Source organism: Parageobacillus thermoglucosidasius, from assembly GCF_001295365.1.
Taxonomy (GTDB): domain Bacteria; phylum Bacillota; class Bacilli; order Bacillales; family Anoxybacillaceae; genus Parageobacillus; species Parageobacillus thermoglucosidasius.
The window spans coordinates 3,002,453-3,014,623 of the sequence record NZ_CP012712.1 but is presented as its reverse complement, the minus strand read 5'-3'; the positions used below and the strand labels follow the sequence as shown (position 1 = coordinate 3,014,623).

The window sequence follows — 12,171 nt, the reverse complement described above, 5'->3', positions numbered from 1 at the left end:
TCGCCAAAACAGGTGACCGCCTTTTATCATTACAGCGATTTTGTTGGTGTCGGCTCTGCATAGCCTTCTTTATATTTTTCGTCAATCATTTGGCGAATTTCTTTTACCGATTTTCCTTGTTCATATGAAGCGATCGATTCCTTCGCAATTTCAAGGCAGACGCCGCATTTGGTAGCGTGGTCGTCCCAAACGACCGATCCGTCTTTTTTCGTTTCGTAAACGAAACAATCGTAATTATTTTGATGGCCGGCCGACTCGCCGCAGCCGCAGTAGCAAGGAATATGCTTGAGCAAATCTTTATGTTTGGCGGCTTGTTGGTATAAAACAGCCATATCTTCTTCAAAGTTGTTTAAAAATTTAGGAAGATGGTCGAGCGATTTTGTCGTTTCACGGATGTCTCCGGAATTGGTGGTATATGACGCGGAATGGTCATCCTTCGCATTGTTCGCTTTATCATCGGAACAAGCGCCCATGATGATGCCAAATGAAAGCAGGCACGCTGCCATAACGGCGGTTCGCTTCATGCTTCCTCATCCTTTCTTTAGGATTGTACTTTCAATTTAACATAGTGCAGGAGAAGCGGCAACGTTTTTCCACCAGCAGCGCTGTCAATAGAGACTGCATGCATAAAAAAGCTGCCTTGCCGAAGCAGGGCAGCTTTTTTTCGTTTATTGCTGTTGCAAGAAATATTTTTCGATATCATCAAGCATTAAATGGGCAGCAAGCACACCGCCTGCCGTGTTCCAAATCGTGTCGCTCACTTTGTATACTTTTCCTTGTTTGGCAACGTTTAAGCGCTTAAAGAGCGGATCGTTAATCCATTCTTTTTCAAGTTTGCTTGCTTCTCCGTCTCCTGTTTCATAGGTGAAGTAGAAAAGGATATCGCCATCCATCGCTGGGATGCGTTCTTTTGTTACGCCCGTTTCGGCAAAGTCATTGACATTTTGTGATTCTGGACGGGCAAATCCAAGCTGGTCTAAAATGACACCAGAGAATGAATCTTTATGATAAATGCGGACATCACCGGCCATAAAGCGAACGATAGATACTTTCATTTTCAATTTGTCGCCTAATTTTGCTTTTAAGTCTTCGATGCGCTTATCATATTCGGCGATGACTTCTTTTCCTTTTTCTTCTTTATTTACCGCTTTGGCATAGAGCATAAAGTTGTCTTTCCAATTGCCGCGAAGCGTTTCGGCAAAAACAGTCGGGGCGATCGCTTTCAGCTGCTCGTAAATTTTTTCATGGCGCAGTTTATTGCCGATGATTAAATCTGGTTTTAATGCAGCGATCGCTTCCAAGTTTGGTTCTGATTCTGTTCCAAGCTCTTTGACGCCTTCCATTTGATCTTTAATGTGATCATACCAAGGATCGCCTGTCCATGATTTGACCGCGCCAACCGGTTTTATTCCTAGAGCAAGCAGTGCTTCCGTTCCTTCATTTGTTAAAATGACGACACGTTTCGGAGTTCCTTTAATTTCTGTTGTGCCCATGGCATGTTCAACGGTATAGCTCGTTTCGTTTTGTTTTTCATTTCCGCCGGTTTTTGGCTCTGCTTTCTCATTTTTGCCGCAACCAGCGAGAATGATAACAAGGGTGAGAATGGCAGTGATGAGAAAAGAAAGTTTTGATTTGAACATTATGTATCCCCCTTCATTTTTGATAATGATTTTCATTTACATAAAGAAATAATAAATGAATACGAAAATCATTGTCAATAAAAAATGAAAAAAATATTGACATTGAGAGTCATTATCAAATAGACTTCTCAATAGAGATAGATATTTAATTAAGGGAGATTCACGATGTTAGCGACAAATGGGAAGAAATCGATTGGCCTATTCCTGCTATGCTTGTTGCTGCTTACAAGCATTTGGATGAGCATCATTTACGGCTATACCGATACAAGCTGGAAAAATGCGATAGAAGCGTTCACGAACAATAACGGTTCAAACGCCCATATCGTTATTGAAACGGTCCGCCTGCCGCGGGCGCTGATTGCCGCCGCGGTAGGCTCGAGTTTAGCAATGGCGGGGGCGCTGATGCAGGCGCTGACGAAAAACCCGCTTGCCTCGCCGGGGATTTTTGGAATCAATGCGGGCGCTGGCTTTTTTATCGTTCTGTTTGTGACCTTTTTCCAAGCCCATTCGTTGCAGCTATTTACATGGCTCGCTTTTATTGGTGCTGCGCTGGCAGCGGCAATCGTGTTTATCATTAGCGCGGTTGGAAAAGACGGAGCAACTCCTTTGAAATTAACGCTTGCCGGCACAGCAGTCGCCGCCTTGTTCGCTTCGTTAACACAAGGAATGTTGGCCGCGAATGAAAAAGCGCTGGAAGAAGTGTTGTTTTGGCTGGCCGGTTCGGTCGCCGGACGGAAGCTGGAAATGTTGACAGCCGTTCTTCCATACTTTATCGTTGGCTGGCTTGGCTCGCTTTTGCTCGCGCAAAAAGTAAACGTTTTAATGATGGGAGATGATGTGGCGAAAGGGTTAGGGCAGCGCACGAATGCCGCGAAAATAGGAGTGGCGCTTCTTGTCGTGTTGCTTGCTGGCAGCTCGGTCGCCGTTGCCGGCCCGATTGGGTTTATCGGCATCATTGTTCCTCATATTGCCCGTGCGCTCGTTGGTGTGGACCATCGCTGGGTATTGCCGTATTGCGCTTTGATCGGAGCGATTTTATTAATTGCGGCTGACATTGGGGCGCGCTATATTTTAATGCCGCGCGAAGTTCCGGTCGGAATTGTGACGGCGTTTCTTGGTGTTCCGTTTTTTGTTTATATTGCCCGTAGGGGGATTATGGTGAAATGAAGAAGTATACATCGTTGCGAGTCGGGAAGTCGATCTCATTTTTAGTCGATAAAAAAGCGTTAACTGTTAGTTGGATATTATTCACTGTTGGCGTCGTCGTGTTTCTTGTCAGCGCAGGAAGCGGCGAAATGTATATATCCCCTCTGGAAGTGGCGAAAACGCTGGTTGGAAATGGTTCTGAGATGAATGAAGTCGTGATTTATACGTTCCGCTTGCCGCGCATTTTTGTCGCATTGTTAGCGGGAATGTCGCTTGCCGCGGCAGGTGCGATTTTACAAGGGATGATCCGCAATCCGCTTGCCTCGCCAGATGTGCTTGGCATAACGGGAGGGGCCGCGGCGGCGGTCGTCGCGTTTTTATCGTTCTTTAGCGACGATAAAAATAATTCCTTAACCATCAGCATCCATTGGCTTCCACTTGGCGCGTTTGCCGGCGCGACGGTGGCCGCTTTGCTCGTGTATATGCTGGCTTGGAAAAACGGCATCGCGCCGCTGCGGCTCGTATTAATAGGGATTGCGATATCTGCGCTGATGCAGGCGCTAACGACATTATTAATGATTACCGGCCCGATTTATCGGGCGAGCCAGGCGAACGTCTGGATTACCGGAAGCGTCTACGGCGCTTCGTGGAAACATGTTACACTGCTTGCGCCATGGGCTTTGGTTTTACTTGCGGCTAGCTGGCTATCGGCGCGGAAGATGAACATTCAAGAATTAGGCGATGACTTGGCCATCGGTGCGGGGGTTTCCTTGCAAAAGCAACGTTTTTTCCTTCTTTTATTAAGCACTGCCTTAACCGGGGGAGCGGTCGCTTTTGCGGGAGGCATTGGCTTTGTCGGGTTGATGGCGCCGCATATGGCAAGAAGGCTTGTCGGTTCTTCGTTTGGCGCACTCCTTCCTGCCTCCGCTTTATTAGGGGCCATTTTAGTCATGGCGGCTGACCTTGCCGGGCGCATGCTGTTTGCCCCTATGGAAATTCCAGCCGGGGTGTTTACAGCGGCAATCGGGGCACCGTATTTTATTTACCTATTATATAAAAGCCGGTATGCATAAAAGGGGTGGAAGAACATGAACGCCTTACAAGCAAAAGGGTTAACATTATCATATGGAAACACGATCATTATCGATGAGCTGGATTTAATGATTCCAAAAGGAGAAATTACCGTATTTATCGGGGGAAACGGCTGCGGCAAATCGACGCTGCTTCGCGCTTTGGCACGGCTTTTGAAGCCGGCAGGCGGTTTCGTTTTACTAGAAGGAAAAGAAATCGCGACATTGCCGACAAAAGAAGTGGCGAAAAAACTGGCGATTTTGCCGCAATCACCGACAGCTCCGGAAGGTTTGACGGTACTGCAGCTTGTTAAACAGGGGCGGTATCCGTATCAGACGTGGTTAAAACAATGGAGTGAAGAAGACGAACAAGCGGTGCGGCGCGCGCTCGAAGCGACGAGAATGACAGAATTAGCGGAACGCCCGGTCGATTCGCTTTCGGGGGGGCAGCGGCAGCGCGCTTGGATCGCGATGACATTAGCGCAAGATACGGACATTATCTTATTGGACGAACCAACCACCTATTTGGATATGACGCACCAGATTGAAATTCTTGATTTATTGTTTGAGCTAAACGAGAAAGAAAAACGCACGATTGTCATGGTGCTCCATGATCTTAACTTGGCGTGCCGCTATGCCCATCATATCGTTGCAATTCGCGATAAAAAAATATATGCGCAAGGAAAGCCGGAAGAAATCATTTCCTGTCAACTTGTGAAAGACGTATTTCAAATGGACTGTCAAGTGACATATGATCCATTATTTGGCACTCCGCTCTGTATTCCGTACGGAAAAGGAAGATGTCTTTTGCAGAAAGAAGGAGTCCCGTCATGATTCTTACCGCAGAGGAAATAAAGGTGTTAGAAGCATACCGGCTTTCCACTGTTCCAACCAATTCACCGTTATCGATTCGCGTGGATCATCTGCTTGAGGAAGGTGCCCTCATTCATTATTTAGAAAAAGTCCGGAAAAAGTTAGGAGCTGCCAATAACGTTGTTGCCGCTTCGATGCTTATCAAACGGTATAGCTTTCTTATAGTGATGTCGCTTTATGCGATGTCGGTTTGGAATAAACGGCTTGTGCTGTCACCGGAGCGGATTTGGCTGGAAACGGACGATCATGATGATAAGTGGTTGCCGACTTTTCGTTTTGAGGAACTCCATGCAGAAATATGCACAGGCAGCCGTGAGCAATGGAGAGAAGAGACGGTAAGGCAGCTGTTTGCGGAGCACCTTTTTCCGCTGATAGAAAAATTGCGGAAAACCGTAAAAATATCTGGCCATATATTATGGGAGAATATCTCGATTTACATTTATTGGGTGTATGAAAAGCTTCGCAATGATGAAATCCTTGCCCATGTTCATGAACAGCTTTGCGATGATTTTCACTATCTCGTTCATGGCGCAGATGGATCGTTATTTGGCACTCCGCAACAAAATCCGTTAAAACGGTTTTGGAAAGGCAACGATGGTCCGAGACAGCGGTCGACCTGTTGCCTTCATTATCAAACAGGCAAAGGATCACATTGCCGGACATGCCCTCGCATAGCTCATCAGCGTTGTCAGGCAATCAGTTGATAACCTAATGAAACAGCGCCGCAGGAAATTTCATAAAATAGCAAGCCACAAGAATACACAAAATTCTAAAAATGGAATAAAAATCATAACCAGTCGGCCTCTGCTCATCATCCCTTCTAATGAACGCATTAGAAGGGATTTCTTATTATTTCCATTCGTTTTTCGGGACAAATGTTGCACACTAATAGTAACAAACAGCGATGGGGGAGTTACATGATTCAAGAGTTTTTACCGCTCGATCAACCGGTGAAAGAACAAATTATTCGTTCATTACGTGATATAACACAAGAGGCGGAAGCCATCCGCCAATCGTTAATGACGGATGAGTGCTGTATATTGTCGCGTTTAGAAACATTGCAAAAGCATATTTTGGATGTACAAACAGCGGCCGCTTCTTTTTACTTGCATTCTTATTTAGCGGAATATACGCCGCATTATGCCGACTTGTCCCTTGCGGCAAAACAGTTGGCGGAACGTCGTCACGGTGCGCTTATCGTTATTGAGCGCAACGATCCGCTCGATCATTTATTGCATCACGGCACTCCTGTTGGGGCAAAGGTTTCTCCTACGCTGTTAGAAACGATTTTTTATCCAGGCAATCCGCTTCATGACGGGGGAGCGTTAATCCGTTATGATGAAATTGTTTCTGCGGGCAATATTTTGCCGCTTTCCGAGAATGTGACATCAAAGCAGAAATTAGGCACCCGCCATCGCGCCGCCATCGGGTTAACGGAGCGGAGTGATGCGCTGGTGATCGTCGTCTCCGAAGAAACCGGCACTATCTCGTTTGCCATTGCCGGACAATTATACGTACTGCGTCCATGAGAGGAGGGAGAAAGATGGAATTTGCGCCAAGAAGCGTGATTATCAATGAGTTTATTGACACGCTGCAGCCGTTGATGGATGTTTATCAGTTGGATCAAGTCGGAATTTTTGAAGAAGAAGGCGAAGGGAACAAGTATTACATCGGCTATACGATCAACAAAGATGATGACATGATTGTCCTTCATATGCCATTTGTCAAAAATGAACGCGGTGAGCTGGCATTGGAAAAACAAGAGTGGACGATACGGAAAGATGGACGGGAACAAAAAGGATATTACTTACTGCAAGAAGCGATGGACGAAATTACTAACAGACGATAAAGAAGACGGTTTATGCCGCTGGGCAAAGATCGTCGTCTTTTTTTATGAAGAAAACAGGAAAACGAAACGATCATCGAGAAGTAAAAATGGGCGGCACATGATGAAACGGAAAGGAAAGAAACGCATGATTCAGGAGATAAACATAGCGGCAAGCGAATGGGCGGAAGCGGTGCTGCGCCTTCAATTGCGTTCTTGCGCTGTCGAAGCGGAGCTGATCGGATGGGCAAACCTTCCGCCATTGCAAGATACAGTCGCAATGCTGCAGCAGTGCGGGGAACGGTTTTTTGGATATATGAAACAAGGACAGCTGGCATGAGCGGGAAATAAAATGAGGCAAATGATTGCGCTTGGGGGCGGCGGGTTTTCCGAAGAGCACGCCGGCGTCCATGGACCGCTATTTGCACAGCTGCGCCAAAATTCATGGCCTTGTTGTCGGAAGGTTTCCTCCGTCTGTAGGGCTTCAGCATCAGCCGGAACTTTTACGTGACATATTGTTTGTGTTCGACGCGCGGATATGATTTTCCGATTGTGTATATGCCGATTTTGGACATACGGATCCGATGCGATTTTGCCAAACGGCATCCATGCTGAATGAAAGCGACCGATGAAGAAAATGTGACTTTCCGCTTGTTTGAGACAGCGGTGGAATAATAAGAAATAACATGAACGGGGGAACGAGAATGGTAACATTATATTTAACTAGACACGGAGAAACCGAGTGGAATGTCAAAAAACGAATGCAAGGGTGGCAAGACTCGCCGCTCACGGAAAAGGGCAGGCAAGACGCGGTGCGGCTTGGAAAACGGCTAGAAACGGTCGATTTGGCGGCGATTTATACCAGCACAAGCGGGCGCGCGCTCGAAACCGCTCAGTTGATTCGCGGCGAGCGGTTGATTCCGGTTTATGCAGAGGAACAGTTGCGCGAGATTCACCTCGGCGACTGGGAGGGAAAGACCCATGAGGAAATTAAAGAAATGGATCCTATCGCGTTCGACCATTTTTGGAATCATCCGCATTTATACACACCGCGGCGCGGCGAGCGGTTTATCGATGTGCAAAACCGGGCGTTTGCCGCCATAGAGCAAATCATTGAACGGCATTCTGAAGGAAACATTTTAATTGTAACCCATGGAGTGGTGTTGAAAACGGTCCTCGCTCGTTTCAAAAACACGCCGTTAACAGAGCTTTGGGCTCCTCCGTATATGTACGGCGCCAGTGTGACGATCGTGAAAACGGACGGAGGAAAATTTGAACTGCTGCTGGAAGGAGATGTGTCGCATTTGGAAAAAGTAAAAGAAGTATGACGAAAGTTTATCGGTTCCATTTTTTCGATTATCGCTCTTCCTTGAATGAGCAAACTTGTCAACAGGAACAAAGCTTTCGCGCATCAGCCGCTCCTTTACCTTTATTAGCGGTCCTGTGCCCTTTCTTTTATCGCGAGGCATTTTTTTAATGATTGCCAGTGCTTTTCATTAATATTAGCTTGGCGGTGAAATGATTGTCGCGCGGAAACATGACAAATTTCTAATTTTTTTCACGTTGGCAAGCGGGCAATGATATGGTATCTTTATTGCATAGGGGCTCGCTTGCTTTCTTTATGCTTCTTTTTGTGATATTTGGAAAATAGTCCTTTTCCCGTCATATGTCCGCCTCTTTCCATGAATTTCCTCCCTAAAGAAAAGGATATACACTTTCTTCCCCAAACGTTTATACCTTCCGTTTTTTTTTGCCCCCTGCGCTTTGTTAAAACGTGTGTGACTTTCTTATAAAGTGGTTGCTAATAAAAATGGAATATTACTGTAAAATTTGGAAGGAAACAAGTATATGGCGAGGAGGAGATAAATGGTTAACTGGTCTCCGCCCCATAAAAAATGGTGGAGTGGTCAAGATGATTGGTTCCATCACTGATATTCGGAAACGAAAAACAATGGAGAAAGCGGTGATTCATGCGAAAGAACGCTCAGAAAAAGCGAATCAGGCAAAATTTAGAACTTATTTCGCGGATGAGCCATGAACTTAGAACGCCGTTAAATGGCATTTTAGGTTTCGCTCAGCTGTTAGAAATGGATGAGTCGTTAAACAGCCAACAGCAGGAATTTGTACAGGCAATATTAAACGGTGCTCGACATTTACTGAATTTAGTGAATGAAATGCTGGACATTGCCAGAATCGAAACAGGGGAGATACAACTCGCTTATGATCTTATTAAACTTGGTTCTGTTATTGACGAAAGTGTCAAGTTGATCGAGCCGTTAGCAGGCAAAAGAAACATAAAAATTGTCAATCAAACGCAGCTGGATAAATACTATGTGTATACGGATTCGACAAGATTAAGGCAAATTTTATTAAATTTATTAGATAACGCCGTGAAGTATAATCGCGACAACGGCACTGTGACGCTCACGAGCAGAAGTGAAGGAGGCAACATATGTATACACATAAAAGACAGTGGAATTGGCATTCCAAAAAATGAGTATGAAAACATTTTTGCGCCATTTTATCGAATAAAAGGAACGAAAGTGGACGGTACTGGTATGGGACTGTCATTAGTGAAGCAGCTTATTCAATTAATGGGAGGAACCATCGGAGTTGAAAGCGAAATGGGAGAAGGAAGTGATTTTTGGTTCAGCCTTCCTGCGGTAAAAGAAGACTGTTCTGGCCGCATGAATTTGTATCAAGAGCGGTTGTCGCAAATCGGGGAAAAGAAAATTTTATATATTGAAGATAGCGTGGTTCATTTAAAGCTAATGAAAAAAATATTAGAGCCATTTCCTAATTTTCTCTTGATTTCTGCCAACTTTGGAAAAGATGGGTTAAAAATTATATTTCGTGAACAATGGGATCTTATTCTCGTTGATACAAATCTTCACGATATCGGTGGATATAAGGTGTTGGAATATTTGCAGGAAGATGGACGAACCAAACAGATTCCTATGATCGTTTTCAATGCCGGCACTGTTTCAGCGGAAATGGAAATGCTAAAAATTGCAAAAAAAGGGAGCAAAGAATATATGGCAAAACCATTAGAAGTCGGGCTGTTTTTTCGAAAACTAGAACAAATATTAACACAGAAATAGAGAATGGATTCTTTGCCTGCAGGGGTCATTCTCTTTTTTTGTCCGCTTTTCAAGTTGATGTCGCAAAAAGTAAAAATAACTGTCTAAAATGTCCTTTTTTTATCTATGACAAGCGGTTAATGTTGCCTGATATGCAAATAAATTGTTAGACAAACAAAACGAAACAAATTATATTAGTTTCACTTATGAACTTATGACGCTTAGGCGATGAATTGAGGGAAAACGATGAATGTTTATTATATGAAGGAATGGGAAAAAGAAGAACAACCGTTCTATCACGTCTATCAGCCCCTTTGGAATTTGGAAGCTTGGGATATACTCGGGTACGAAGCATTAATTCGTGTAGCGAATGGGAACATAGAAAATGTCGAGAGTTTGTTTCAAGAAGCAAGGAAAGCAGGGCATTTATACGAATTCGATACCGCGTCCATCAAAAATGCCGTATCTCATTTTCTCTTTTCCCGATTAAATAAAGAATTGTTATTTTTAAATATTTATCCTTCCACGATTCTTCACGATCGCTTTAAATACTTTTTGGACGAGCTGACTAGCCAATTTCCAGAAATAAACGGGAGAATTGTATTTGAGTTAAACGAGGCGAAAGAAGAAGATGAGATTTGGAAAGTTGCCGAATTAAATGAGAAAATCCAAATGATAAAAAGTTACGGATTTTACATCGCCGTTGATGATGTTGGAAAAGGAGCCTCGACGTTCCAAAAGATCATTGAGTTCCAGCCAAATTACATTAAGTTGGACCGATATTTTGCTAAAGATTTGGCGTTCAATGAGGAAAAACAGCAAATCGTCACTTTGCTGGCAAATTATTGCCGAAACAAAATGGTTCTTATATTAGAAGGGATTGAAAAAGAAGTTGATTTGGCGCAGGCAAGGCTATTACAAGTGCCGGCAGCGCAGGGCTATCTTTTAGGAAAACCACAGAAATTTTTATAAAAGATGTTTGCATGAAAACTGCCGTTTTTATCAAAAAAATAGACAGATCCAGCCGCTGGTTGTCGCTGTTAAGCGGCAAGTTTCGTTTGTTGGCTGCGACCATTAAGGTTTGCGAAAGAAGAGGTGTGTATTAGACCGCGGCTGGACCGATCTTGCAAAACCATTCCGCCTTTGTTTCTTTTCCCGTACTCCCAATGAATGCCATTATTTCAAACAGCTTACATAAAAGGGGTGATGGACAAGTATCGCATTGCGGATGGCCTATGTAGAGTTAATGTATGCACGAAACAGTGCGATAGATTGCAGCGGTGGCGTAGCAGTTTTAGGACAAGGGGGTATAATTGTAAAATTCATGCTGGCGGCTTTTATAAACGGGGAATGCGCGGAAGAGCAGCTTAGCGAAAATACGGAGCGGCCGTTAAAGGGTTGACACGTATTGTTGTTCTGTCTGACCAAGCAATTCAAGCCGGATTTGCCAAGAAAGGACCGATGATGCAATTGGCAAAGTCAAATACCGTTTTCCAAAAGGACGAAGCTGCGTTAAAGCGGCTGTGAATAGGAAAGAGAAAGAACAGATCGTTTTTATAAATTAAATGCTGGGGCGCAGGAATAAAATATAGATGGATTGTAACCGTTTACTTGCATTGAGGTCGGATTGGATGTGAAGGAAAAGTTTCGGAAGCCAGCCGCTTTCACTAATTCCGCTTTATTATTTGTTTGCATAGATGGATTCATTTTGTGCACGATCTGCGGTTCATGAAAGCGACGCGAGGGAGCGCCGGATAGAAAGGGGGCACAATAATGGAATCCTTCAAAATTATTATTGCCGATGACAATGCAACATCAAGAACCCTTTTGCGCCACTTTATTCATGTTTTGCCGCAATACAAAATTGTCGCGGAAGCGGTGAACGGGGAAGAGTTTGTCCGGCTTGTCCTTGAGGAAAAACCCGATATTGTATTAGTGGATATCAACATGCCCGGCTTAAACGGGATGGAAGCGGTCAAAATATGCAAACAGGCTGTTCCTGCTTTGCAGATTATTTTTATCACAGGCTATGACGAATTTGCCGTTGAAGCTTTTGAGATTTCTGCGACCGATTATATTGTCAAACCGATCGAACGTGCTCGCCTTTTCCGCGCTCTTGAAAAAGCCCGCAAGCTGATCGAATTATCCAGGCAGAACTGTTTATCTATAAAGAAAGACAAACGGCTCGGCCTCAAATCGCACGGTTCTATTCTGTTTCTCCCTTTGGATGATATTTTATTTGTAGAAAAAGAAAGCCGAAAAACCGTTATTCATACTGCGAGCGAGCGGTACGAAACGACGGAAACGTTGAGTGAAATCGGGGATAGATTGGACGGGTGTTTTTTCAAAACTCACCGTTCATACATCGTCAATTTAAAAAAGATAGTAAAAATCGAACCGGCAGGGGAAACTTATTTGGCCCATTTCCGTGACAGCCATAAAATTGCTTATATTTCAAAATTAAAAATTAATGAGGTGCAAAGGAAAATTTTAGATATTCATGACATTTAATAGTTAATGTAGTGTTGTTTGATTCG

General features: G+C 44.2%; 13 protein-coding genes. 11 read left to right on the top strand and 2 right to left on the bottom strand.

The features are described 5' to 3' along the window. Nucleotides 1–29: 29 nt before the first annotated feature. The gene (locus tag AOT13_RS14755; RefSeq protein WP_035501937.1) at nucleotides 30–524 is read right to left on the bottom strand and encodes a PCYCGC domain-containing protein; all 495 of its coding nucleotides are present in this window, start codon (nucleotides 522–524) and stop codon (nucleotides 30–32) included. Between the two features lie 144 nt (nucleotides 525–668). After that, nucleotides 669–1,640, bottom strand: a complete 972-nt coding sequence (locus AOT13_RS14750; RefSeq protein ID WP_003249881.1) for an ABC transporter substrate-binding protein — start codon at nucleotides 1,638–1,640, stop codon at nucleotides 669–671. Nucleotides 1,641–1,805: 165 nt separating this feature from the next. Here AOT13_RS14750 and AOT13_RS14745 point away from each other — a divergent pair, with 165 nt between their 5' ends. The 11 genes from AOT13_RS14745 (at nucleotide 1,806) to AOT13_RS14695 (ending at nucleotide 12,145) form a co-directional block, all read left to right on the top strand. Next, nucleotides 1,806–2,807, top strand: a complete 1,002-nt coding sequence (locus AOT13_RS14745) for a FecCD family ABC transporter permease (protein WP_003249884.1) — start codon at nucleotides 1,806–1,808, stop codon at nucleotides 2,805–2,807. Continuing rightward, nucleotides 2,804–3,859, top strand: a complete 1,056-nt coding sequence (locus AOT13_RS14740; RefSeq protein WP_003249886.1) for a FecCD family ABC transporter permease — start codon at nucleotides 2,804–2,806, stop codon at nucleotides 3,857–3,859. The genes AOT13_RS14745 and AOT13_RS14740 overlap by 4 nt, the downstream gene beginning before the upstream one ends. Nucleotides 3,860–3,874: 15 nt before the next feature. Continuing rightward, nucleotides 3,875–4,690, top strand: a complete 816-nt coding sequence (locus AOT13_RS14735) for an ABC transporter ATP-binding protein (RefSeq protein ID WP_003249888.1) — start codon at nucleotides 3,875–3,877, stop codon at nucleotides 4,688–4,690. Then, complete coding sequence (locus AOT13_RS14730; RefSeq protein WP_003249890.1) at nucleotides 4,687–5,433, top strand: IucA/IucC family C-terminal-domain containing protein; 747 nt, start codon at nucleotides 4,687–4,689, stop codon at nucleotides 5,431–5,433. The genes AOT13_RS14735 and AOT13_RS14730 overlap by 4 nt, the downstream gene beginning before the upstream one ends. Nucleotides 5,434–5,646: 213 nt before the next feature. After that, nucleotides 5,647–6,258, top strand: coding sequence for a sporulation-specific diadenylate cyclase CdaS (gene cdaS, locus AOT13_RS14725; RefSeq protein ID WP_003249892.1), 612 nt, complete (start codon nucleotides 5,647–5,649; stop codon nucleotides 6,256–6,258). Nucleotides 6,259–6,272: 14 nt separating this feature from the next. Further along, a complete protein-coding gene (locus AOT13_RS14720) occupies nucleotides 6,273–6,578 on the top strand; it encodes a DUF5634 family protein (RefSeq protein ID WP_003249894.1) in 306 nt (101 codons plus the stop codon). 100 nt (nucleotides 6,579–6,678) lie between these two features. After that, the gene (locus AOT13_RS14715; RefSeq protein WP_237169052.1) at nucleotides 6,679–6,894 is read left to right on the top strand and encodes a hypothetical protein; all 216 of its coding nucleotides are present in this window, start codon (nucleotides 6,679–6,681) and stop codon (nucleotides 6,892–6,894) included. A 364-nt stretch (nucleotides 6,895–7,258) separates the two neighbouring features. After that, entirely contained in the window at nucleotides 7,259–7,882 is a 624-nt protein-coding gene (locus AOT13_RS14710; RefSeq protein WP_003249896.1) for a histidine phosphatase family protein, read from the top strand. Between the two features lie 642 nt (nucleotides 7,883–8,524). After that, nucleotides 8,525–9,655, top strand: coding sequence for a hybrid sensor histidine kinase/response regulator (locus AOT13_RS14705; RefSeq protein WP_099421471.1), 1,131 nt, complete (start codon nucleotides 8,525–8,527; stop codon nucleotides 9,653–9,655). A 225-nt stretch (nucleotides 9,656–9,880) separates the two neighbouring features. Then, nucleotides 9,881–10,606, top strand: a complete 726-nt coding sequence (locus tag AOT13_RS14700) for an EAL domain-containing protein (protein ID WP_003249900.1) — start codon at nucleotides 9,881–9,883, stop codon at nucleotides 10,604–10,606. Between the two features lie 801 nt (nucleotides 10,607–11,407). Further along, nucleotides 11,408–12,145 carry a LytR/AlgR family response regulator transcription factor gene (locus tag AOT13_RS14695; RefSeq protein ID WP_003249901.1) on the top strand — a complete coding sequence of 246 codons (738 nt, stop codon included), beginning with the start codon at nucleotides 11,408–11,410 and terminating at the stop codon, nucleotides 12,143–12,145. Nucleotides 12,146–12,171 lie beyond the last annotated feature (26 nt).

Excerpts from the sequence above, each read along its gene's own strand:
- AOT13_RS14755 (WP_035501937.1), bottom strand. The coding sequence starts at position 524 with ATGAAGCGAACCGCCGTTATGGCAGCGTGCCTGCTTTCATTTGGCATC.
- AOT13_RS14750 (WP_003249881.1), bottom strand. The coding sequence starts at position 1,640 with ATGTTCAAATCAAAACTTTCTTTTCTCATCACTGCCATTCTCACCCTT.
- AOT13_RS14745 (WP_003249884.1), top strand. The coding sequence starts at position 1,806 with ATGTTAGCGACAAATGGGAAGAAATCGATTGGCCTATTCCTGCTATGC.
- AOT13_RS14740 (WP_003249886.1), top strand. The coding sequence starts at position 2,804 with ATGAAGAAGTATACATCGTTGCGAGTCGGGAAGTCGATCTCATTTTTA.
- AOT13_RS14735 (WP_003249888.1), top strand. The coding sequence starts at position 3,875 with ATGAACGCCTTACAAGCAAAAGGGTTAACATTATCATATGGAAACACG.
- AOT13_RS14730 (WP_003249890.1), top strand. The coding sequence starts at position 4,687 with ATGATTCTTACCGCAGAGGAAATAAAGGTGTTAGAAGCATACCGGCTT.
- cdaS (WP_003249892.1), top strand. The coding sequence starts at position 5,647 with ATGATTCAAGAGTTTTTACCGCTCGATCAACCGGTGAAAGAACAAATT.
- AOT13_RS14720 (WP_003249894.1), top strand. The coding sequence starts at position 6,273 with ATGGAATTTGCGCCAAGAAGCGTGATTATCAATGAGTTTATTGACACG.
- AOT13_RS14715 (WP_237169052.1), top strand. The coding sequence starts at position 6,679 with ATGAAACGGAAAGGAAAGAAACGCATGATTCAGGAGATAAACATAGCG.
- AOT13_RS14710 (WP_003249896.1), top strand. The coding sequence starts at position 7,259 with ATGGTAACATTATATTTAACTAGACACGGAGAAACCGAGTGGAATGTC.
- AOT13_RS14705 (WP_099421471.1), top strand. The coding sequence starts at position 8,525 with ATGCGAAAGAACGCTCAGAAAAAGCGAATCAGGCAAAATTTAGAACTT.
- AOT13_RS14700 (WP_003249900.1), top strand. The coding sequence starts at position 9,881 with ATGAATGTTTATTATATGAAGGAATGGGAAAAAGAAGAACAACCGTTC.
- AOT13_RS14695 (WP_003249901.1), top strand. The coding sequence starts at position 11,408 with ATGGAATCCTTCAAAATTATTATTGCCGATGACAATGCAACATCAAGA.